The sequence below is a fragment of the Rhodanobacter sp. UC4452_H20 genome, from assembly GCF_052978205.1.
Window position 1 is genome coordinate 39,578 of the sequence record NZ_CM129662.1, and the last position, 23,181, is coordinate 62,758.

At 70.1% G+C, this 23,181-nt stretch carries 16 protein-coding genes; 12 read left to right on the forward strand and 4 right to left on the reverse strand.

Annotated features, from left to right (window positions below; all coding sequences use genetic code 11):
- Positions 1 to 109 precede the first annotated feature (109 nt).
- The gene (locus tag ACVCMC_RS00170) at positions 110 to 1,573 is read right to left on the reverse strand and encodes a GTPase (protein WP_447098256.1); all 1,464 of its coding nucleotides are present in this window, start codon (positions 1,571 to 1,573) and stop codon (positions 110 to 112) included.
- Between the two features lie 139 nt (positions 1,574 to 1,712).
- Here ACVCMC_RS00170 and ACVCMC_RS00175 point away from each other — a divergent pair, with 139 nt between their 5' ends.
- From ACVCMC_RS00175 to ACVCMC_RS00185, 3 genes are all read left to right on the forward strand, one after another.
- A complete protein-coding gene (locus ACVCMC_RS00175; RefSeq protein WP_447098257.1) occupies positions 1,713 to 2,264 on the forward strand; it encodes a YdeI/OmpD-associated family protein in 552 nt (183 codons plus the stop codon).
- Positions 2,265 to 2,359: 95 nt separating this feature from the next.
- Positions 2,360 to 5,923, forward strand: a complete 3,564-nt coding sequence (locus tag ACVCMC_RS00180) for a two-component regulator propeller domain-containing protein (RefSeq protein WP_447098258.1) — start codon at positions 2,360 to 2,362, stop codon at positions 5,921 to 5,923.
- A gap of 139 nt (positions 5,924 to 6,062) precedes the next feature.
- Entirely contained in the window at positions 6,063 to 9,611 is a 3,549-nt protein-coding gene (locus ACVCMC_RS00185; protein WP_447098259.1) for an ATP-binding protein, read from the forward strand.
- Between the two features lie 105 nt (positions 9,612 to 9,716).
- Here ACVCMC_RS00185 and ACVCMC_RS00190 read toward each other — a convergent pair whose 3' ends face one another.
- Together ACVCMC_RS00190 and ACVCMC_RS00195 are read right to left on the reverse strand one after the other, a co-directional pair.
- A complete protein-coding gene (locus ACVCMC_RS00190) occupies positions 9,717 to 10,139 on the reverse strand; it encodes a DNA polymerase III subunit chi (RefSeq protein WP_395119959.1) in 423 nt (140 codons plus the stop codon).
- A gap of 93 nt (positions 10,140 to 10,232) precedes the next feature.
- On the reverse strand, positions 10,233 to 11,717 hold the full coding sequence (locus ACVCMC_RS00195) for a leucyl aminopeptidase (RefSeq protein ID WP_447098260.1): 1,485 nt from the start codon (positions 11,715 to 11,717) through the stop codon (positions 10,233 to 10,235).
- A 263-nt stretch (positions 11,718 to 11,980) separates the two neighbouring features.
- Here ACVCMC_RS00195 and lptF point away from each other — a divergent pair, with 263 nt between their 5' ends.
- The 7 genes from lptF (at position 11,981) to ACVCMC_RS00230 (ending at position 21,258) form a co-directional block, all read left to right on the forward strand.
- Positions 11,981 to 13,090, forward strand: a complete 1,110-nt coding sequence (gene lptF / locus ACVCMC_RS00200; RefSeq protein ID WP_395119957.1) for an LPS export ABC transporter permease LptF — start codon at positions 11,981 to 11,983, stop codon at positions 13,088 to 13,090.
- Positions 13,090 to 14,190 (forward strand): LPS export ABC transporter permease LptG, encoded by a 1,101-nt coding sequence (gene lptG, locus ACVCMC_RS00205; protein WP_447098261.1) that lies wholly within the window; start codon positions 13,090 to 13,092, stop codon positions 14,188 to 14,190. Before lptF ends, lptG begins: the two co-directional genes overlap by 1 nt.
- Positions 14,191 to 14,260: 70 nt before the next feature.
- Positions 14,261 to 15,280: a low-specificity L-threonine aldolase gene (gene ltaE / locus ACVCMC_RS00210; protein WP_447098262.1), complete on the forward strand. Its 1,020-nt coding sequence runs from the start codon at positions 14,261 to 14,263 to the stop codon at positions 15,278 to 15,280.
- A 41-nt stretch (positions 15,281 to 15,321) separates the two neighbouring features.
- Entirely contained in the window at positions 15,322 to 16,407 is a 1,086-nt protein-coding gene (locus tag ACVCMC_RS00215) for a hypothetical protein (RefSeq protein WP_447098263.1), read from the forward strand.
- A gap of 140 nt (positions 16,408 to 16,547) precedes the next feature.
- Positions 16,548 to 18,362 (forward strand): DNA helicase RecQ, encoded by a 1,815-nt coding sequence (recQ, locus tag ACVCMC_RS00220; protein WP_447098264.1) that lies wholly within the window; start codon positions 16,548 to 16,550, stop codon positions 18,360 to 18,362.
- Between the two features lie 262 nt (positions 18,363 to 18,624).
- A complete protein-coding gene (locus tag ACVCMC_RS00225; RefSeq protein WP_447098265.1) occupies positions 18,625 to 20,046 on the forward strand; it encodes a sugar porter family MFS transporter in 1,422 nt (473 codons plus the stop codon).
- 189 nt (positions 20,047 to 20,235) lie between these two features.
- Positions 20,236 to 21,258 (forward strand): LacI family DNA-binding transcriptional regulator, encoded by a 1,023-nt coding sequence (locus tag ACVCMC_RS00230; RefSeq protein ID WP_395119950.1) that lies wholly within the window; start codon positions 20,236 to 20,238, stop codon positions 21,256 to 21,258.
- A gap of 12 nt (positions 21,259 to 21,270) precedes the next feature.
- Here ACVCMC_RS00230 and ACVCMC_RS00235 read toward each other — a convergent pair whose 3' ends face one another.
- Entirely contained in the window at positions 21,271 to 21,651 is a 381-nt protein-coding gene (locus ACVCMC_RS00235; protein ID WP_447098266.1) for a VOC family protein, read from the reverse strand.
- 122 nt (positions 21,652 to 21,773) lie between these two features.
- Between ACVCMC_RS00235 and ACVCMC_RS00240 the strand changes: the two genes are divergently transcribed.
- Together ACVCMC_RS00240 and ACVCMC_RS00245 are read left to right on the forward strand one after the other, a co-directional pair.
- A complete protein-coding gene (locus tag ACVCMC_RS00240) occupies positions 21,774 to 22,292 on the forward strand; it encodes an adenine phosphoribosyltransferase (RefSeq protein ID WP_447098267.1) in 519 nt (172 codons plus the stop codon).
- Between the two features lie 114 nt (positions 22,293 to 22,406).
- Positions 22,407 to 23,180 (forward strand): thioredoxin fold domain-containing protein, encoded by a 774-nt coding sequence (locus tag ACVCMC_RS00245; protein WP_395119947.1) that lies wholly within the window; start codon positions 22,407 to 22,409, stop codon positions 23,178 to 23,180.
- Position 23,181: the final 1 nt, after the last annotated feature.

Genomic DNA, 23,181 nt, shown 5'->3' on the forward strand with positions numbered 1-23,181 from the left:
GCCGGGATTCGGCAGCGGCAACGGCGGGGGAGGGCGGGCACTGCCCGCCGCCTTCCGTGACACGAAACAAGAGCCGGCGGGCGGTGCCCGCCCTACCAGTGAGCACGGGTTACTCCACGCGCGGTTCGCGCAGCGTGTCCATCGTCAACGTCGCCAGTTGTTTCAGGCGCGTGCCGCCGGCATCGGCGAGCAGGGTCTTCAGCCGCGCGTCGGCATCGTCCTGGTCCAGCGTCTGCCGCTCGGCCAGCGAGGCGGCCAGGGCGCGGCCCATCGAGTCGAAGATCAGCGCGTAGGCGAACGCGTGCAGCACGCCGCCGCCCAGCGTGCCCAGACCGGGGAACGCCTTCAGTGCATTGCCGGCAACCGCCAGCACGATCGAGCTGCCGGTGCGCAGGGTCAGCCTGGCCTGGCGCACGAAATCCTCGATCTGCACGTCGCTGAGCCCGACGCCGTACAGCTCGGCCAGCGCCCGCGTGAGCCCGGTGGCGAGCACGCCCTGGATCACCAGGTCGCTGCCTGGCGCCACCGCCGCCATCGCACCGACGATCGCGCGGCGGGCGTACTGGCGCACGATGCGCTCTGCGGTTTCGGCGCGGGTCTGCGCCTCCAGCGTGCCGGTGCGCTGGTGCAGGCCGGCGAGCACGGCCTGCTCGCGACGCGGCTCCAGTCCCTCGGCACCGGGAGCGATGAGGCGGGTGAGTGCGCGCAGCAGCGGTTGGATCGCCGGCTTGCGCTGGCGTTCGACCGATTCGGTGCTGCCGTCGGCGAGCCGGCGCTGGTATCGCTCGCTGCCGCCGGCGCTGATCGCCACCACCGCGCTGGCGATGCCGCGCGATTGCGCGCGCAGCTTGTCCAGCAGCTGCGCCAGCTCCGGCTCGCCCCACTGGTCGGCCTTGTTCAACACCAGCAGCAGCGGCTTGCCGAAATCGGCGAGCCAGCGCAGTTCGTCGACCTGGCTGCGGGTGAGGTCGCCGGCACACAGGTAGATCACCGCGTGGGCGCGCAGGGCTTCTTCGCGTGCCTCGCGTTCGCGCGCTTCGCCGCCACTCTCGCGGCTGCCGGGTACGTCGGCGAGTACCAGGCTGCGGCCGTCGGGCAAGGTGCTGTCGTAGTGACCGACCGCGCGCGTGGTGCCGCCGCGCGCCTCGCTGGCCAGTGTGGCCTGCGGCGCCAGCGCACGGATCAGGCTGGACTTGCCGGTGGAGATCTCGCCGAACAGCGCGACGTACAGGCGCGCGCCGAGCCGGCGCTGGTCGAGTTCGCCCAGCTCGGTGGCGAGCGCGCCGGTGTCGGCGCCGTGTTCGCGCAACTTGTCGATGCGCTGCTCCAGGCTGGCGCGGTCGGGCACCGGCAGGGGTCGGCGCCGGCGGCGCGGACGCAGCAGCCACCACAGCACGGCCAGGCCGGCGGCGGCGAAGATCGCCAGCACCAGGCCCAGCGTCCACTGCAACGGCGCCGGCAAGGCGAGGAAGCGCTGGGCCAGCGCGAGGAAACGTTCCGCCGCGGCAAACAGCAGCCACAGCAGTGCGGCTATGGCCAGGGCGGCGAACAGCAGGCGTAGGCGTCGGGACATCCGGCGATTGTAGGGGCTCGCGCACCGCACACGCCCATGGCCGATGGCCCTTTCGCCGCGCCACGGCATGCGCGGTACGATCCCCGCGTTGCCTTGCCCCCAGGCGTGCGGCAAGCCCCTTCCCCGAGGACGATGCGACATGAGCAAGGCCGACACCACCTCCCGCTTCACGGCGAAAGTGCTGCGCCCGGCGATGCCCGACGATGCCGCATGGGCCTTCGTGCTGTTGCCGCGACCGGTGAGCGAGAAGCTGCCGCGCCGTGGGCGCACCACGGTCGACGCCAGCATCAACGGCCACCGCTTCCAGGCGACGCTGGAGCCGGATGGCCAGTTGAGCCACTGGCTGAAACTGGACAGCCGCCTGCTCAAGACCGTCCGTGCGCAAGCGGGCGACACCGTGGCGCTGGAGATCGCGCCGGTGAAGCATGAGCCGGAACCCGCGCTGCCGGCCGACCTGCGCCAGGCGCTGGACGATGCGCCCACCGCCGCCCGCGCCGGCTGGGACGCCACCACCACGATCGCGCGCGTGGACTGGATCCACTGGATCGTCTCGGCCAAGCAGGCAAAGACCCGCACGCAGCGCGTCGCCGCCGCCTGCGACATGCTCGCCGCCGGCAAGCGGCGCGTGTGCTGTTTCGATCCGTCGGGTTTCTACAGCAAGGCGTTGGCGGCGCCCGACGCGGCCGAATGACGCACGACGCGTGAAACGCATCGCTCCGGGCCGGCGCGATGCTCGCCGCCACGGACCCGATTTGGCATGATGGGGCGGATCAGGGGAATCTGCGCATGCTTGCATCGCTCATGTTGGGTGCGGTTCTGGCGGTGGCCACGCCGGGGTCCGCGGCCGCCGGCGGTGCCAGCACGACAATGCCGGCCGCCGGCGCGAGCATGCCGGCGACGCCGCAGTTCCGTCGTTATGGCGTGGCCGACGGCGTGCCCAGCGGTTCGATCTACGCGGTGGCGCAGGATCATCGCGGCATGATGTGGTTCGGTGCCGATGGCGGCCTGGTGCGCTTCGACGGCGTCACGTTCAAGGTGTTCCGGCATGCCAGCGGCGATCCGCTGTCGCTGCCGAGCAACCAGATCTACACCCTGTTCGTGGACAAGGCGGACCGCATCTGGGCCGGCGGCGTCTCGGCGGGACTGACCGTCTACGACCAGGACGGCGGGCGCTTTCGCCACTGGGTGCACGCAGCGGACGATCCGCACAGCCTCAGCAACGACGAAGTGTGGAGCATCGCGCAGACCCCCGATGGCCAGATCTGGGTGGGCACCCAGGGCGGCCTCGACCGCATGCGCCGCGACGAGAGAGGTTTCGAACCCGTGCGGCTCGATGCCGGCAGCGGGCAGGCGGCCCCGTTCGGCGCCATCCGCGCCTTGCTGGCCGACCACGAGGGGCGGTTGTGGATCGGCAGTGAGCATGGTCTCTACGTGCGCTCGACCGACGGCAAGGTGCGCCGCGTGGCGGTCGACCCCGCGTTCGCCGGCGACGTCGGCGCGGTGTGGCGCATCGAGGGCGATGGCGACGAGATCCGCGTGGCGGTCAGCGGTGGCCTGCTGGTGGTCGGCGCCGACGGCGTGGCGCGGCCGCTGGCAAATCGGCAACTGGCCAACACGCGCATCCTGAGCAGCGTGCGCGACAGCCAAGGGCGGTTGTGGCTGGGCAGCCTCGACGGCGTCTGGCTCGAATCGGAACAGGGCCCGCTGCAGCACATCACCGGCGCGCCGCTGTTGCCCGGCGGCCTGCCCAGCGATCGGCTGTGGCAGATTTTCCGCGATCGCGAAGGCGGCCTGTGGTTCACCTTCGACCAGTCCAGCATCGCGTACCTGCCGCCGAGCTGGAATGGTTTCGCGCGTTTCACGCATATCCCGGACGATGCCGACAGCCTGTCCAACACCGCAGCGCTGTCGGTGCTGACCGGGCGCGACCACGAGCTGTTGGTGGGCGGCTACAACGGCTGGGTCGACAAGCTGGATACGGCGACCGGCGAGGTCAGCCACGTGCTGCGCGGCCTGCACGGCAACCTCACCTCGCTGGCGGAGGATGCGCGCGGCCGCCTGTGGATCACCGGGCCCGGGCGCATCTACCGCTACGACCACGGCAAGCTGCTGACGCTGGGCGCCGAGCAGACGCACATGAAACGGCCGCTCGCGCTGGTCGCCGGCATGGACGGCCATATCTACGGGGCGTCGTGGGGCGAGGGCGTGTTCGCGATCGACCCCGACACGCTGGCGTCGACGCCGCTGCTGCCGGCCGATGCGCCCGACGGCGCGCGCTTCTTCGACCAGTTGCGGGCGCACGACGGGGCGGTCTGGTACGCCAGCATGGCCGGGCTGATGCGCAGCGAAGGGCCCGGACAGCCGCTGGCGTTCGTGCCGGGCGTATCGCGGCGGGAGATCTACAGTTTCGCGTTCGATGACGACGGTTTCTGGATCGCCACCGAAACCGCGCTGGAGCATTACCGCCTGGCGGACGGGCGCGCCACGCGCGACGACAGCGTCGACATCAGCCGGATGGGGCTGATCGCGGACCTGCGCACCATGCTGGTCGATCGGCAGGGGCAACTGTGGTTGTTCAGCAGCCCGGGCCTGCGCCGCTTCAACCCGCTGACCCACACGTTCACCCAGTTCGGTGCGGCGCAGGGCCTGAGCAATGGAGAGTTCACCAACGGCTCGGCGGTGGTCGCTGCCGACGGCACCATGCTTGCCGCCAGCAGCGGCGGCGTCACCGCGTTCCAGCCGGCCGAACTGGCGCGGCTGGAACGGCCCGGCCCGCTGCCGCTGCTGTCGCTCACCCAGGTCAGCGTGCGCCGCGACGGCAAGACCGTCGCGCTGTCGCCGGAGCAGCCGGTGCACCTGGGCTGGCGCGATCGCGACTTGCGCGTGGAGGCGCGCATGTCGTCCTACGTGGACCCGGCAGCGAACCGCTACTTCTTCCACATGGGCGGTTTCGACAGCGGCTGGGTGAGCACCGGCAACCAGGGCCAGCGCGAGTTCGTCGGGCTCGGCGCCGGCAGTTATACGCTGGAAGTGCACGGCCATGGCGCCGACGGCCAGTGGGGCAAGGCGCGGCCGCTGCTGGTCACGGTGCAGGCGCCGCCGTGGCTGCGCTGGTGGGCATGGCTGGGTTACCTGTTGCTGGTGGCAGCCGTGGTCGCGCTGGCGTTGCGTGGCTGGCGCCGGCGGCTGGCGCAGCGCCACCAGATCCAGCTGGCCGAGCAGCAGCGGCAGATGGCCGAGGCGGCCAGCGCAGCCAAGACCCAGTTCCTGGCCACCCTGAGCCACGAGATACGCACGCCGATGACCGGCGTGATGGGCATGGCCGAATTGCTGTTGAGCACGTCGCTCGATCCGCTGCAGCATGACTACACCCGGGCGATGCAACGTTCCGGCGACATGCTGCTGAAACTGCTCAACGACGCGCTCGACCTGGCCCGCATCGAGGCCGGCAAGCTGGAGCTGGAGCCGGCGCCGTTCAGCCCGCGCCAGTTGCTGGAGGACGTGACGCAGCTGGAGCAGGGGCTGGCGCACGCGCGCGGTATCCGCTTCGTGCTGGAGGTGGCCGATGACCTCCCCGCACAGGTCGTCGGCGATGCGGTGCGCATCAAGCAGGTGCTGCTGAACCTGGCCAACAACGCGCTCAAGTTCACCGAACGCGGCCACGTGACCTTGCGCGGCGAACGCACCGCCGACGGTTTGCAGTTCGGCGTCAGCGACACCGGGCCGGGCATTCCCGAGGCGAGCCAGGCGCGCTTGTTCCAGCGCTTCGAGCAGGCCGACGGCCCGCAGCGTGCGGCGGGCAGCGGCCTGGGCCTGGCGATCTGCCGGGAGCTGGTGGACATGATGGGCGGCAGCATCGAGCTGGAATCGCGCGTGGGCCACGGCAGCACCTTCCGCGTGCGCCTGCCGCTGGCCGAACCGGCCGAGCCGGCGCCACTGGCGGCACCGCTCGCCGCCGGCGGCAGCCATCACCTGCTGCTGGTGGAAGACGACACCATCGTGGCGGCGGTCATCCGCGGCCTGCTCGAACGCGAAGGCCATCACGTGGTGCACGTGATCAACGGGCTGGCCGCGCTGGCCGAGCTGGCCCACGCCAGCTTCGACGCGGTGCTGCTGGACCTGGACCTGCCCGGCGTCGACGGCTTCCAGATCGCGCGGCTGATCCGCCAGCGCGAACCGGACGCCCGCCACGTGCCGATCATCGCGGTCACCGCCCGCTCCGGCGGCCGCGACGAGGCGCGCGCCCGCGAAGCGGGCATGGACGGCTTCCTGCGCAAGCCGGTCAGCGGCGAACAACTGGCTGGTGCGCTGGCCCGGGTCATCGCCTCGGCGAGCGATGCCACGGCCTGAGCCGCGGACGGGCGCCTGTGCTCGCGCTGGCAGGAAGGCTTTGGCATCATGGCCGCTACGGGACAGGCTGCCGCCATGGCGCGTCGCTCGCATGCAACGCGGTGCTGGCCGGCATGGAAGCCCGAAGGGGACGACCTGAATGTTTTCGGCAGCCTTGCTGACCCTGGCCCTCGGGCTGGCCCTGCCCGTCGCGGGCATGCCGGCCATCCCGACGGCCGCGAGTCGGGCCGATCCGCTGCCGACGCCGCAGTTTCGCCGCTACGACACCTCGGATGGCTTGCCCAGCACCAATGTCTACGCCGTGGTGCAGGATCGCAAGGGCGCGATCTGGTTCGGCACCAAGGGTGGCCTGGCGCGTTTCGACGGCGTCGGCTTCAAGGTGTTCCGGCATGCGGAGAACGACCCGGGCTCGCTGTACGCCAACGGCATTGCCACGCTGACGGTCGATCGCCGCGGACGCCTGTGGGCCGCTGGCCTCAACGCCGGCCTGAACCGCTACGACGAGGCCAGCGGCAGCTTCCGCCACTGGGGGCACGATCAGGCCGACCCGGCCAGCCTGTCCAGCGACCGGGTCTGGGCCATCGCGCAAACACCGGACGGCAGCTTGTGGATAGGCAGCGCCGGCGGGCTCGACCGCATGCACCCGGACGAGCGCGGCTTCGAGCACGTGGTCGATCCGCAGCTTGGTGCCACGCCAGCCGCGGTCGGCACCGTTGCCGCACTGTATGTGGACGGGCGCGGCCGATTGTGGATCGGCAGCAGCCACGGCGTATTCGTGCGCGAGGCGGACGGCGCGATCCGCCGCATACCGTCGGCCGAGCCGCAGCGGACCATCGACGCGTGGCGGATCGACGGCAGCGGCGACGAGGTGCGGCTTGCCGCCACCGACGGCCTGTGGATCGTCGGCGCCGACGGCGTGGCACGCCGCTTCGGCGCCGGCGTGATTCCCGCCACCAACGTGATGAGCAGCGTGCGCGACGCCGCCGGCCGCCTGTGGGTCGGCACGCAGAAGGGCCTGTTCCTGCAGGCGCGCCCGGGCGGGCCGGTGACCGCGGTGGCCGACCAGCCGGTGCTCTACGGCAACTTGCCCGGTACCTGGGTATGGCAGCTGATGGTCGACCGCGAAGGCGGCATGTGGGCGGCGCTGTACGACGGCGGCGTGGCGTACCTGGGGCCGGGCTGGAACCGCTTCAGCCGCTTCACCCACACGCCGGACGATCCGTCCAGCCTGCGCGACGCGATCGCCACCACCATGGCGCGCGGCAAGGACGGTCGCCACGTGTGGGTGGGCCAGCGCGGCGGCCGGGTCGACCGGCTCGATCCGGTGACCGGCGCGGTCGAGCACGCGATATCGGGACTGCGCGGCGACGTGGTCGGCATGACCGAGGACGCGAGCAACCGCTTGTGGGTGGTGGTGCAGGGCGCGCTGTACCGCGACACCGACGGGCGACTCGACCGGGTCGACCCGGCCGGCGCGATGCTGCAGCGGCCGCTGGAGGTCGAGTCCGGGCCGGATGGCCAGATGTATGCGCGCACCTTCGGCCAGGGCTTGTTCCGCATCGACCCGGAGACGCTGGCGGTCCAGCCGGTGCCGATGGACGGCTCCAGCGACAAGGTGCGCTGGGGCAGCCAGATGACGCTGCATGACGGCGTCTTCTGGTACGCCAGCGACGGCGGCATGATGTGGCTGGACACGACCCGGGGCCGCTTCGTGATGGTGCCGGGCGGGCCGGCAGGACAATCCGTCGACGCCTTCGATTTCACCGCCGACGGACTGTGGATGGCCAATGCCGACGGGCTGGTCCACTACCGCCGCGGCGGCGACGGCATCGTGGCGGACCGCCGGATCGACGCGGTGCATGGCTGGCCGTCGGTCAACGTCACCGACCTGCGCGTCGATGCCGCCGGCCGGGTCTGGGTGTTTGGCCACGACGGCCTGTGGCGGTTCGAGCCGGACACCGGCACGTTCCGTTCGTTCGGCCTGCAGGATGGCCTGACCAACGGCGAGTTCTTCCGCGGCTACGCGCGGATGCCCAGCGGCTACATCTACGCCGCCACCCTGGGCGGCGTGGTGGCGTTCAACCCGGACCGGAGCAACCGGCAGACCAGCGTGCCGCAGATGGCGCTCACCCAGGCCAGGGTGCGCCACCGCGGCGCCGCCCAAGTACTGCCGATCGGCACGCAGCCGCTGCACATGGACTGGCACGACAGCCAGCTCGCGATCGAGGCGCGGGTGTTCTCCTATGTCGCGCCGGCTGCCAACCGCTACCGTTTCCGGCTGTACGGCTTCGACAGCGACTGGGTGGACACCGGCAGCCGCGGCGAGCGCGATTTCAGCGGCCTCGGCGCAGGCGACTACACGCTGGACGTGATGGCCGCGGGCGCGAATGGCCGATGGGTGCACCTGGCCACGCCGCTGCGCATCCAGGTCGAGGCGCCGCCGTGGCTGCGCTGGTGGGCGTGGGCCATCTACGTGCTGCTGGTGGCGGCGCTGGTGGCTCTGATCCTGCATGCCTGGCGCCGTCGCCTGGCGCAGCGCCACAAGATCCAGCTGGCCGAGCAGCAGCGGCAGATGGCCGAGGCGGCGAGCGCGGCGAAGACGCAGTTCCTGGCCACCCTGAGCCATGAAATACGCACGCCGATGACCGGCGTGATGGGCATGGCCGAGCTGCTGTTGAGCACGCCGCTGAACCGGCAGCAGCACGACTACACGCAGGCGATGCAACGCTCCGGCGGCATGCTGCTGAAGCTGCTCAACGACGCGCTCGACCTGGCCCGCATCGAGGCCGGCCGGCTGGAGCTGGAGCCGGCGCCGTTCAGCCCGCGCCAGTTGCTGGAGGACGTGGCGCAGCTGGAGCAGGGCCTGGCCCACGCCAAGGGCATCCGCTTCGAGCTGGCACTGGCCGACGATCTGCCGGCACAACTGCTCGGCGACGCGGTGCGGATCAAGCAGATCCTGCTGAATCTGGCCAACAATGCCTTGAAGTTCACCGAGCACGGCAGCGTCTCGCTGAGCGCGCAGCGCACCGCCGACGGTTTGCAGTTCGGCATCAGCGACACCGGGCCGGGCATTCCCGAGGCGAGCCAGGCGCGCTTGTTCCAGCGCTTCGAGCAGGCCGACGGCCCGCAGCGTGCGGCGGGCAGCGGCCTGGGCCTGGCGATCTGCCGGGAGCTGGTGGACATGATGGGCGGCAGCATCGAGCTGGAATCGCGCGTGGGCCACGGCAGCACCTTCCGCGTGCGCCTGCCGCTGGCCGAGCCGCCGGTCGAAGCGCCGACGCCGACTCGCGCCGCCCGCAGCTACCGCTTGCTGCTGGTGGAGGACGACACCATCGTGGCGGTGGTGATCCGGGGCCTGCTGGAGCGCGAGGGCCACGCGGTGGTGCACGTGGTCAACGGGCTGGCCGCACTGTCCGAACTGGCACACGTGAGTTTCGACGCCGTGCTGCTGGACCTGGACCTGCCCGGCGTCGACGGCTTCCAGATCGCGCGGCTGATCCGCCAGCGCGAACCGGACGCCCGCCACGTGCCGATCATTGCGGTCACCGCCCGCTCCGGCGGCCGCGACGAGGCGCGCGCCCGCGAAGCGGGCATGGACGGCTTCCTGCGCAAGCCGGTCAGCGGCGAGCAATTGGCGGCGGCACTGGCGCGTGCACTGGCGACGCCGGCCGAAGCGCCCCCGGCCTGACGGTGGCGCGGTGCGAGCACGCTGGCGGGCGATGCATTCGAGCCGAAAATCGGGAACAGGGAACGGGCATTCGCGGGAGCCAGAGCATCGCCCGCGAGCGGGCTCCTACTGGTCGCTCTTGTGGAGTTCGAAACCGCGTCGCTGGTACTCGCGCCAGCGTTCGCGCGAGCCGTCGCGGGCATCGGGGTCGGCGGGTACCACTTCGAGCACCCGTTCGCACGGCTGGTCGGGGCAGCGGTCGCGCAGGTTGATCAGCAGCGGGCGGTCGGGAGTGTCGACGCCGGGCGGTACGATCAGCACGGCGGTGAATTCGTCGTCGTCGTCGCCGGCCAGCTGGTGCGGGATCATCGCGTCGTCGTCGAACGCCCACAGCAGTTCGTCGATTTCGTGGGCCTGCTCGTGGTCGCGCGCCAGGATCAGCGTCGGCTGCTGCGCCGCGTAGGCCTTTTTCGCCAGCTCGCACACCAGCAGCAGCGGCTGCTCGATGAAGCGTGGCTTGTTGGCGATCAGGTAGAAGTCGGCGCGCATCAGGCTGGGAATGGGGAATGGGGAATGGGGAATAGTAAAGGCAACGCCGCCGTTGCGGCTGCCAGCTCTTCCTATTCCCCATTCCCCATTTCCTTATTCCCGATCCAGCAGCCACTGCGCCAGCAACGCCACCGGGCGGCCGGTGGCGAGGCCCTTGCGGCCGTCTTCCCAGGCGGTGCCGGCGATGTCGAGGTGGGCCCAGCGCTGGCCGTCGGTGAAGCGCGAGAGGAAACAGCCGGCGGTGATCGCGCCGGCGGTCTTGCCGCCGATGTTGGCGACGTCGGCGAAACCCGATTCCAGTTGCACCTGGTAGTCGTCCCACAGCGGCAGGCGCCAGGCGCGATCGAGGGTTTCCTCGCCGGCGGCGAGCAGCTCGGCGGCGAGGTCGTCGTGCTTGCTCATCAGGCCGCTGGCATGCTTGCCCAGGGCGACCACGCAGGCGCCGGTGAGGGTGGCGGCGTCGACGATGGTGTGCGGCTGGTAGGTCTTCGCCGTCCAGGTCAGCGCATCGCACAGGATCAGCCGGCCTTCGGCATCGGTATTGAGCACCTCGATGGTGAGGCCGGAGAGGCTGGTGAGCACGTCGCTGGGACGGTAGCTGTCGCCGCCGGGCATGTTCTCCACGCTCGGCACCACGCACACGAGGTTGCGCTTCAGGCCCATCTTCACCGCGGCCACGAACGCGCCCATCACGCCGGCGGCGCCGCCCATGTCGAACTTCATGTCCTCCATGCCGGGGCCGGGCTTGAGGCTGAGGCCGCCGGAGTCGAAGGTGACGCCCTTGCCGACCAAGGCATACGGCTTGTCGTCCGGATCGCCGCCCTTGTATTCCAGCGCGATCAGCCGCGGCTTGTTGGCCGACCCGCGCGCCACGGCGAGCAGCGAGCCGAAACCCAGCTCGGCCATCTGCGCTTCGTCCAGCACCTGGCAGTTGACCTTGTCGTGCAGGTCGGCGAAGGCCTGGGCCTGGGCAGCGATGTAGGCGGGGTTGCAGATGTTCGGCGGCAGGTTGGCCAGCTCGCGTGCGAAGCGCACGCCTTCGGCAATGGCGGTGGCCTGCTCCAGCGCGGCGTGTGCCTCGTCGCCCGCGGCGAAGGCGAGCGTGGCCAGTTCCGCCGGCTTGGCCTTGTCGCGCGGCTTGAAGGTGGCGGTGTAGCGGTAGGCGGCGAAATCGCTGGCCAGCGCCGCCACGCGCACGCGCCAGGCGGCGTCGCGGCCGGGTACGTCCACGTCGGTGAGATAGGACACCGCCGCGTTCAACGGCAACCGGCCGAGCGCACGCGCGGCTTCGATGTGGATCTTCTGGAAGCGCGCGCCGTCGAACGATTTCTGCGCACCCAGGCCGACCACCATCACGCGTTTGGCGGCGATGCCCGGCGGGGCGAACAGCACGCTGGTGCTGCCGGCCTTGCCGCTGATGTCGCCGCTTTCGAGTTGCTGGCGGATCAACCCGCCGGTGGCGCGATCCACCGCTTCGGCGGCGTTGCCCAGCACCGCCTGCTCGTACACGCCGACCACGATGCACGGGCTGTCGACGGCAGTGGCGGCAGTGTTGGTCAGGCTGAACTGGAGAGTCATCGGATGCGTTCCCGTGTGGGCCCGGTCGTGGCCGGACAGGCTAGACTTGCGGTTCGCCGCCCCTGGGAGCGTGGGCGGCAGAAATCTTCCGGGCTGCAAAAGCGGCTGCGCGGTCCGTATTTCCGCCGATTCTTGACCCATGGAACCACCATGGGCCGGCGAACCGTCGAAAACCCGTCCTCGCGCATCCACATTTTTCGCCTCGGAAGTTTCTGCCGCCCACGCTCCCGGGGTGTCACCGCACAAGCCATCAAGTTTATCGCATGCTGAGCATCCTCGACCGCTACTTCCTGCGTGAGCTGGCGCAGACCGTCGCCGCCACCGTGGTGGTCCTGCTGGTGATCGTGGCCGGCAGCGCGTTCGCCAAGGTGTTGCAGCAGGTGGCCAGCGGCAGCTTTCCGGCCAGCGTGATGTTTCAGGTGCTGGGGCTGCGCACGCTCGACGGCCTGACCAACCTGATGCCGCTGGCGAGTTTCATCGGCGTGCTGATGGGGCTGGGCCGCATGTACCGCGAGAGCGAGATGCACGTGCTGTCGTCCTCCGGCATGGGTCCGGCGGGCCTGCTGCGTCCGGTCGCGGTGCTGGCCGCGGTGCTGGTGGCGATCACCCTGGTGGTGGCGTTGTGGCTGGGTCCGTGGGCGGTACGCACCAGCGATGCGCTGGTGGCCGCGGCCAACCGTTCGGTGATCGCCGCCGGCCTCGACGCCGGGCGCTTCACCAGCCTGCCCGCCCAGGGCGGCATCATCTTCGTCGACAGCCTGAGCCGTGACGGCACACGACTGGGCCGCACCTTCGTCGCGACCCAGCGCAACAGCAAGGAAGGCGGGGCCCACCTGAAAGTGGTCAGCGCGGCCAGCGGCCAGCTGTACCAGGAGAGCGACGGCGAGGGCCGTTTCATCGCCTTCAAGGATGGCTGGCAATACGACATCCCGCTGGGTGCCGACAATTGGCGCCAGATGCAGTACCGGCAGAACGACACGTCGCTGTCCAGCGTGCAGGCCGACGAGGATGAGGATCCCGCGCACTCCAAGACCAGCTGGGCGCTGTTCCAGTCCGACAATCCGGAGGATCGCGCCGAGTTCGCCTGGCGCAGCAATGCGGCGCCGCTGACCCTGGTGCTGGTGCTGCTGGCGTTGCCGCTGGCGCGGCAGAGTCCGCGCGAGCCGAAGTACGGCCGGCTGCTGCTGGCGATGCTGGCGTTCTATCTCTACTACCTGCTGCTGGCGCTGGGGCGCGCGCAGATCGGCAAGGATCACTGGCACAGCCAGGCGCCGCTGTGGGGCCTGCACCTGCTCGCGCTGGGGCTGGCCGGCTGGTTGCTGTGGAAACAGTATTCCCCGCGGCGCGTGCGCACGGCGGCGAGTGCCGCGTGATGGGCATATTCAGCATCAAGCGGGTGGATCGGCTGGTGGCGCTCAGCGTGCTCGGCTCGCTGCTGACGGTGTGGCTGGTGCTCACCGGCTTCGATGCGGTGACCCAGTTCCTGCGCCAACTGGGCAACGTGGGCAAGCACGGCTACACGGTGACCGATGCGACGGTCTACGTGCTGGTGACGTTCCCGCGCCGCGCCTACGAGATGTTCGGCAACGCCGCGCTGATCGGCGGCCTGCTCGGCCTCGGCGGCCTGGCCGGCAGTGGCGAACTCACCGCCTTGCGCGCGGCCGGCCTGTCGCGATTGCGCATCGCCGGCTCGGCGGCAGGCGTGGTGGCGGTGCTGATCGTGGGGGTGGTGATCCTGGGCGAAACCGTCGCGCCGTGGGGCGACCAGCAGGCGCAGGCGATGCAGTTGCGCGTGCGCTCGGGCAACCTGGGCCTGGGCGACGGCAGCGGGTTGTGGGCGCGCGACGGCAACGACATCATCAACGCACGCGGCACCTCGCTCAAGGAGCACGACGGGGTCAGCGAGGTGCAACTGAGCGACGTGCGCGTGTTCACCTTCACGCCTGACGGTCAGCTCAAGCGCTTCCGCCTGGCGCAGAGCGCCACGCACGACGGCCACCAATGGATCCTGCACGGCGTGCGCAGCACCACGCTGGATGAGCAGGGCACGCATTCCACCACCACCGCCAACGAGTCGTGGCCGTCGAGCCTCAACCCGCAGGTGCTGGCGCAATCCGTGGTGCAACCGCAATACCTGTCGATGCGCGACCTGCGCCGCAACATGAGTTACCTGGAGAGCAACGGCGAGAGCCCGGGCAGCTACGCGGTGGCGTTCTGGGGCCGCGCGCTGTATCCGCTCAACGTGCTGGTGCTGGTGCTGTGCGCGATGCCGTTCGCGTTCGGCACACTGCGTTCCGGCGGCCTGGGAAAGCGCCTGTTCATCGGCATGTTGCTGGCGATCGGCTGGTATTTCATGCAGCAGGCGATGGTGAATTTTGGCACCGTCTACGGCCTGCCGCCATTCCTCGCCAACCTGCTGCCGGCGATGCTGTTGGCGTGCATTGCCTGGCTGTATTTCAGGCGCAGGGTGTGATTGAGCAGGGAATGGGGAATAGGGAATAGGGAATGGCAAGAACCAACGGCAACGGTAGCGGGAGGGTGTGATGGATGGGGTGGATCTGCGCAGCGATACGGTGACGCGGCCGACGGCGGCGATGCGCGAGGCGATGCTGGCGGCGGCGGTGGGTGACGACGTCTATGGCGAGGACCCGACGGTCAACGCGCTGCAGCAGCGGCTGGCCGACGACCTCGGCTTCGATGCCGGACTGTTCGTGCCCAGCGGCACCCAGTCCAACCTGCTGGCCTTGCTGGCGCACTGCGAGCGCGGCGACGAGTACCTGGTCGGCATGGATGCGCACACCTACAAGTTCGAGGGCGGCGGCGCGGCGGTGCTGGGCTCGATCCAGCCGCAGCCGATCGTGCAGGACGAGGATGGCAGCCTGCCGCTGGTGCGGATCGAGGCGGCGATCAAGCCGGTCGACCCGCACTTCGCACGCACCCGCCTGCTGGCGCTGGAGAACACCTGGCATGGCCGCCCGCTGCCGCTGGATTACCTGCGCGCCGCGCACGACACGGCGCGCGCGCACGGGCTGGGCCTGCACCTGGACGGCGCGCGGCTGTTCAACGCCGCGGTGGCCTGCGGCGTGCCGGCGCGCGATCTCGCGCGGCATTTCGATACCGTCTCGATCTGCCTGTCCAAGGGTCTGGGCGCGCCGGTGGGCTCGGTGCTGCTCGGCTCGCATGCGCTGATCGACAAGGCGCGCCGCTGGCGCAAGGTCTGTGGCGGCGGCTGGCGCCAGGCGGGCATGCTGGCCGCGGCGGGGATGCACGCGCTGGATCATCACGTGGCGCGGCTGGCCGACGACCACCGGCGCGCGGCCTACCTCGCCGGTCGCCTGCGCGAGATCGCCGGCATCGACCTGCTAGGTCAGCACACCAACATGGTCTTCGTCGACGTGCCGGCCACGCGCCTGCGCGAACTGGACGTCCATCTGCGCGGGGCCGGCATCCGCATCAGCATCGGCTACCTGCCGACCTTGCGGCTGGTGACGCATCTGGACGTCGACGACGACGGCATCGAGCGCACGGCGGCGGCGTTTGCGGCATTCTTCAAGTCGCATTGAACGCCGGCGGCCCGCGCGCAACCACGACAAGGATTTCTCCGGTGACCAACACGCATTCCCTGCTGCTCGCGCTGACCTGTCTGGCGATGACCGGTTGTCTCCCCGAGGCCCCCTCGACCGGCCTCGCGCAGGCGCCCGCGGCGACCGCTTCCGTTGCGGCGCGGACGCCAATCGTGGCGAGCGGTCCGGCGCCGCAGCCTGCCGCGCCGGTGTCGGCGCCGACCAAGCCATTCGCATTTGCTGCCGATGCCGCGTCGGCCACTGCGGGCTGCGCGTTCACCGGCCTGCAGTTGCCGCCGTCGACCAGGATCTACGCCGCCGGTGCCTACGGCGGCAGTCGGCAGGATTTCCAGATCGACCAGAGCGGGCACGAGGCCACTGCCATGCGAGTGGCGGTCAACCAGCCGGATGCGCCGGTGGTACTGATGCTGGGTGCCTACGAACCCACCGTGTGGAGCGTCGGCTGGACGCCGGGCACGCGCATTCTGGCGGTGCTGGTGAGCGGCTATCACCGGCAGGAGATCACCGGCCTGCCCGCCGACGTGCCGGTGCGGACAAGCACGTACGACAACAGGAGCCGCTGCGAATATTTCTACGTGGCGCCAAAAAATGCCGGCAAGCTCAACCCGATCGCACGCCGCATGTTTGGCCGTCCGGTCGACATGCTGTATCCCGCCCAGGGCGGCGAGGTGGTGGTCGGATCACCGCTGCCGGCAGGCAGCGCGCTGGTCACCGATGGAAGCGCCAGGCCGGCCTCCGCGTTCCGCTTGCCGAACAGCTCGCTGGCCGGGCCGGCGGGGCTGGAGCAGGGCGTGCGCGACGGTTTTCTGCGCGAAGCGGACGCTTCCGACGGTGCGGCGTGGATCGCTGCCCGACGCGCCCGGCAGCACGCTCCGGTCGATGCGCCGCCGATTGCCGGCGGCGCCCCGGCACCGCGCATGCCCTCGATGTTCCGCGCCTACGTGGTGCTGAAGGCGTACACCTTGCCGGCCGGATTGTACGGCGCGAATTCGGCCACCTTCTTCGTGCCCAAGGGCGTACCGCGGCCCACCGGAAAACTCGGTCACTCGACCCTGTACGACTTCAACACGGTCAGTTGCGCCGGGGTTGGCTGCGGTATGGAGTGAGCTTCGCGACGCAGGCCGTGCGGCAAACGCCGACACCCACGGCGCACGAACGCAGCTTGATCTTTCCGGCATCCGCGCGCGCTCCGGGCCTACACCGACGGCGCCCGACCCCGCCGTCCCCATTTGCTAGCATTCGGCCAATGCATTCCGCCGCCCTCGACATCCTGCGCAACATCTTCGGCTACCCCAGTTTCCGGGGCCAGCAACAAGCCATCGTCGAGCACCTGGGCGAGGGCGGCGACGCGCTGGTGCTGATGCCGACCGGCGGCGGCAAGTCGCTGTGCTACCAGATTCCCGCGCTGCTGCGGCAGGGCACGGCGATCGTGGTGTCGCCGCTGATCGCGCTGATGCAGGACCAGGTCGACGCCTTGCGCGAGGCGGGTGTGGCGGCGGCGTATCTCAACTCCAGCCTGGCCGCGGACGCGCAGCGCGAGGTGGAGAAGCAACTGCTGGCCGGCCAACTGAACCTGCTCTACGTGGCGCCGGAGCGGCTGCTGACGGCGCGCTTCCTCGACCTGCTCGAACGCACCGAGGTGGCGTTGTTCGCCATCGACGAGGCGCACTGCGTGTCGCAGTGGGGTCACGATTTCCGCCCCGAATATCGCGAGCTGGCGATCCTGCCGCAGCGCTTTCCTGCCGTGCCGCGCATCGCGCTCACCGCCACCGCCGACCCGCGCACGCGCGAGGAGATCGTCGAGCGGCTGGCGCTTCAGGACGCCCGTCAGTTCATCTCCAGCTTCGATCGCCCGAACATCGGCTATCGCGTGGGCTTGCGCCACAACGCGAAGCGCCAGCTGGGGGAATTCCTGCTCGGGCACGAGGGCGAGTCCGGCATCGTCTACTGCCTCAGTCGGCGCAAGGTGGACGACACCGCGCAGTGGCTGGCCGAATCGGGCATCGAGGCGTTGCCGTATCACGCCGGCCTCGACGCGGCCACGCGCTCGAAGAATCAGCAGCGCTTCCTGCGCGAGGACGGCGTGGTGATGGTGGCCACGGTGGCGTTCGGCATGGGCATCGACAAGCCCGACGTGCGCTTCGTGGCGCACCTGGACCTGCCGCGCAGCATCGAGGGCTACTACCAGGAAACCGGCCGCGCCGGCCGCGATGGCTTGCCAGCCGAGGCGTGGATGATCTACGGCTTGTCCGACGTGGTGACGATGAGCCAGATGATCGCGCAGTCCGAATCGGCCGACGACCGCAAGCGCGTCGAGCGGCAGAAGCTGGAATCGCTCCTCGCCTACGCCGAGGCCACCGACTGCCGCCGCCAGCTGCTGCTGGGCGCGTTCGGCGAAACCTATCCCGGCCCCTGCGGCCATTGCGACAACTGCGTGGCGCCGCCGAAGACCTGGGACGCCACCGTGGTGGCGCAGAAGGCCCTGTCGGCGGTGTACCGCACCGGCCAGCGCTTCGGCTCCGGCCACGTCATCGACGTGCTGCGCGGCGAGGAGACCGAGCGCGTGCTCGGTCTAGACCACCATCGCCTGAGCACCTTCGGCGTCGGCGCCGACATGGACGAGAAACAGTGGCGCTCGGTGTTCCGCCAGTTGCTCGCCGCCGGCCTGCTGGAGGCCGACGCCGAGGGCTACGGCACCTTGCGCCTGACCACCGCCAGCCGCGCCGTGCTCGGCGGCGAGCGGACGGTGCGGCTGCGCGAGGACGCCCGTCCCGAACGCGCCGGCCGGCGCAAGCGCGAAGCCAGTCGCGTGGCCAGCGGCAGCCTGGGCATCGAGGCCTACGAGCAATCCACCTGGGATGCGCTGCGTGCCCTGCGCACGCAACTGGCGAAGCAGCAGGGCGTGCCGCCCTACGTGGTATTCCACGACGCCACCTTGCTGGCGATGCTGCGCGCGATGCCCGCCAACGAGGACGAACTGGCCACCATCAGCGGCGTCGGTGAGTCCAAGCTCAAACGCTATGGGCGCGATTTCCTCGCGGTGATCAATTCTCCCCAGTGATTCGGCGCCTGGATGCGGGCGTGCGTCCGGTACGCGCGCCGACGGTCATCCCGGGTGGTTCCCAGGGTGAAACGGGCGGGTTATGCTGGACGTGTTTGACAGCGCTGTCATACTGCAACCACGGGACGACCGTAATCGTTTACCGGCCCGTGGGGCAAGGTGATGGCGGGCTGACGGCGCTGCATACGTATTCAACCGGACAGCGCGATGCGTGCACCGCAGAATCGGGGGCACGGCGACCTGTCATGACCTGGGGAAGGCAATGAGTTCGACGAGCGCGACAGATGGGCTGGGCCAGCACGCCACGCTGCGGGTGATCCTGATCTCGGCTGCCGCCGCCCTGGGCGGCTTCCTGTTCGGTTTCGACACGGCGGTGATCAACGGCGCGGTCGACGCGATCCGCGCCCATTTCGGGCTGAACGCGGGCGAGATCGGCATCACCGTGTCCTGCGCGCTGCTCGGTTCGGCGTTGGGGGCGTGGTACGCCGGCATGCTGGCCAACCGCTTCGGCCGCGTGCGCACGATGCAGGTGGCCGCGGTGCTGCTGGTGGCTGCCGCCGCCGGTTCGGGCCTGGCGATGGCGGTGTGGGACCTGGTCCTGTGGCGGCTGGTCGGCGGCATCGGCGTGGGCGTGGCTTCGGTGATCGCGCCGACCTACATCGCCGAGGTGGCGCCGGCGCGGATTCGTGGGCGGCTCGGCTCGATGCAGCAATTGGCGATCGTGCTGGGCATCTTCGCCGCGCTGCTGAGCGATGCATGGCTGGCCGGTGCGGCCGGCGGCGCAGCCGAGGTGCTGTGGCTGGGCCTGCCGGCGTGGCGCTGGATGTTCCTCGCCGCGGTCACCCCGGCGCTGATCTACGGCCTGCTGGTGCTGGGCGTGCCCGAGTCGCCGCGCCACCTGGTGGCCAAGGGCCGCCTGGCCGATGCGCGGGTGGTGCTGCAGAAGGTGCTGTCGATGCACAGCACCGCGGCGCTGGACAAGAAACTCGGCGACATCGAGGCCAGCCTGCGCTCGGAACACAAGCCGCGCCTGCGCGACCTGTGCAGCAAGGGCACGGGTTTGCTGCCGGTGGTCTGGATCGGCATCGCGTTGTCGGTGTTCCAGCAGTTCGTCGGCATCAACGTGATCTTCTACTACTCGGCCACCCTGTGGCACTCGGTGGGCTTCAGCGAGGCCGACTCGTTCACCATCACCGTGGTCACCTCGATCGTCAACGTGCTGGTCACGCTGGTGGCGATCGCGCTGGTCGACAAGATCGGGCGCAAGCCGCTGCTGGTGGTCGGCTCGGCCGGCATGGCGATCACCCTCGGGATAATGGCGTGGTGCTTCTCGCAGGCCGTCGGCAGCGGCGCCGAGCTGACCTTGCCCGGCGCGGTCGGCATGGTGGCGCTGGTCGCGGCGAACGCCTACGTGGTGTTCTTCGGCGTGAGCTGGGGGCCGGTGGTGTGGGTGTTGCTCGGCGAAATGTTCCCCAACCGCATCCGTGCCACCGCGCTGGCGGTGGCCGCCTCCGCGCAGTGGCTGGCCAATTTCGCCATCACCAGCACTTTCCCGGCACTGGCCGAACTGGGCCTGACCTTTGCCTACGGCCTGTACGCGGCGTTCGCCGTGCTGTCGCTGGTGTTCGTGTTGCGCGCGGTACGCGAGACCAAGGGCGTGGAACTGGAGGACATGCAGGCATGAGGATCATGGAGCACGGCTTCAGCGGCGGTACCGGCGCGCGGCCGCCGGCCAGCGCCTGCCTCGGCGTGGAAGCGCGCCGGGCGGTCTACGACGCGCGGCGCGCAAAGCAGCTACGATGCGGCAACGGCGATGGCCCGGCCACGGTTCATCGCGCGCGATTGAACGAGATGCTGACGGATCGGGTCGCGGATGAAGGGCAAGGCCACATCGATCGACATTGCACACCTGGCCGGAGTGTCCCAGGCCACGGTCTCGCGCGCCCTGTGCGGCAGCCCGCTGGTCAATGAGGAAACCCGGCGGCGCGTGCAGGCCGCCGCCGAGCAGCTCAACTACAAGCTCGACAAGAACGCCTCGAACCTGCGCCGGATGCATACCGGCACGCTGGCGCTGCTGTTCTTCGAGGACCCGACTGCCGACGAGTCGCACATCAACCCGTTCTTCCTGTCGATGCTCGGCTCGATCACCCGCGCCTGCGCCCTGCAGGGCCACGACCTGCTGATCTCGTTCCAGCAGCTGTCCGACGACTGGCACGCCGACTTCGCCGACAGCAAGAAGGCCGATGGGCTGATCCTGCTCGGCTACGGCGACTACCTCGCCTACCGCGACAAGCTGGAAAAGCTCGTCGCGCAGGGCACCCGCTTCGTGCGCTGGGGCGCGGTGCTGCCGGACCAGCCCGGGGTGTCGTTCGGCAGCGACAACGTCTACGGCGGGCGGCAGGTGGCCGAGCACCTGCTCGAACGCGGCTGCCGGCGCATCGCCTTCCTCGGCGACGCCTCCAGCCATTACCCGGAGTTCTTCGGCCGTTACAACGGCTACGTCGACGCACTCACCGCCGCCGGCGTCGAGGTCGACCCCGCGCTGCAGGAGAACGCCGAGAGCACCGAACACTCCGGCTACGAGGCCATGCGCCGGCTGATCCTGCAGGAAGCCGGCTTCGATGCCGTGTTCGCCGCCAGCGACCTCATCGCGATCGGCGCCATGCGCGCGCTCAGCGACCACGGGCTGCGCGTGCCGCAGGACGTCGCCCTGGCCGGCTTCGACGACATCGCCACCGCCAGCTTCGTCAACCCGCCGTTGACCACCGTGCTGCAGGACACCGGCCAGGCCGGCGCGGTCCTGGTCGACAGCCTGCTCGGCCTGATCCGCGGCGAATCGGTGGAGAGCGAGGTGCTGCCGGTGAAGCTGATGGTGCGCAAGTCCAGCTTGCGCTGAGCCATCGGTCGCTCACGGCCACTCGTTCGCATGCGCCCCCATCTCCCCGCGCTGCGGCCGCACCACGCAGAAGCGGTGACCGGTGGGGGCTTCCATCACCACCCAGGTGCGGATCGCTTCGACCTTCCTCGCACCGAGGACTTCCAGTCGGTGCACTTCGGCCTCGATGTCGTCGCTCTCGATGTCCAGATGCACGCGGCTGGGGTGGGTGACTTTCTGCAGTTCGATGACGGGCTCGTCGTCATGGGTGATCAGGCCGACGTATTTCTCCTGCGCGGGATCGGCGCCTTCCTTGATGGGGCGGCCGAGTGCCCGCGACCAGAAGCGGGCGGCTTCGTCGAGGTCGTCGGCGTGGCAGTCGATCATGAGGCTGCACAGGCGGCTGCGGTGCATGGGGTTCTCCTTCGCGGGCGGCAGGGCGGTCAGCCTTGCGCGCCCGTTGCGCTGCGGTCAAGCGCGAGCCGGCGGTGCGCTTGCTACTGTAGGTGCCTCGATGGCGATTCCCGGAGGCGTGCATGCAAGACCTGGCCGAGCTGATTCGCGACGTGCCCGATTTCCCCCGAGCCGGGGTGATGTTTCGCGACGTCAGCCCGCTGCTGGCCAACGCCGACGGTTTCGCGCGCTGCATCGAGGCGCTGGCCGCACCGTGGCGGGACAGCGGCGTGCAGGTGGTGGGCGGCGTGGAGGCACGCGGTTTCATCTTCGGTGCGGCACTGGCGCTGCGGCTCGAGGCCGGCTTTGTGCCCCTGCGCAAGCCGGGCAAGTTGCCGCCGCCGGTGCAGGCGGTGGATTACCGGCTGGAGTACGGCGAGGATCGGCTGGAGATCCGCGATGGCTTGTTGCAGCCGGCGCAGCGCGTGCTGCTGGTGGACGACGTGCTCGCCACCGGCGGCACGCTGTGCGCGGCGGCGGAGTTGATCGAGCGGGCCGGCGCGACGCTGGTCGGCGCCGGCGTGGTGATCGAGCTTGACGCGCTGGCGGGACGCGTACGCTGGGCGGAACGTGGCCCGCTGCACAGTTTGCTGCGCTACTGAACCATCGTACGCGCCGTTTCGCCGCAGTTGGGCAAGGCGGCCCATGCGCCGTGCGAGAATGCCGCGTTGTCGCACGCGTCCTGCGGGCGATGCTGAACGTGCCGAGGCCGTCGGATGTTGAAGAAGCTGCTGTTGTTGGGTGGGCTGGCCTGGGCCGGCCAGGTGCTGGCCGCCACCGCGCCGGCGAACGCGCCGGTGGTCGGCCCCACGATCACGCCGGCGGCGGTGCAGATGGTGCAGCAGGCCATCGCCAAGCTGTCGTCGAAGGTGGTGGTCGACTCGATCCAGCCGGCACCGCTGCCGGGTTTCTACCAGGTGATCGCGTCGGGTCAGATGGTCTACATCAGCACCGACGGCAAGTACCTGATGCACGGCGACGTGGTCGACTTGAGTCGCCGCGAGAACCTCAGCGACGATGCCTGGGCGAAGTTCCGCGTGGCCGCGCTGGCCAAGGTGCCGGCGTCGCAGCGGCTGGTGTTCGCGCCGGCGCAGCCGAAGTACACGGTGACCGTGTTCACCGACGTCAACTGCGGCTTCTGCCGCGCGCTGCACGAGCACATCGCCGCGTTCAACAAGGCGGGCATCGCGGTGGAATACCTGGCCTGGCCGCGCGAGGGCGTGACCACCACCGCCGGAAACCTCACCCCGACCTACAAGGAAATGGTCTCGGTATGGTGCGCGAAGGACCCCAAGGCCGCGCTCACTGCCGCCACCAAGGGCCACGCGCCCCCGGCGGCGACCTGTACCAACCCGGTGAAGCAGCAATTCGACCTGGGCGTGAAGCTGGGCGTGAGCGGCACGCCCACGATCATCGGGCCGGACGGCAGCGTGCTGGGCGGCTACGTGACGCCGGAGCAGCTGCTGCAGGCTCTGCAAGCGGGCGGCTGAT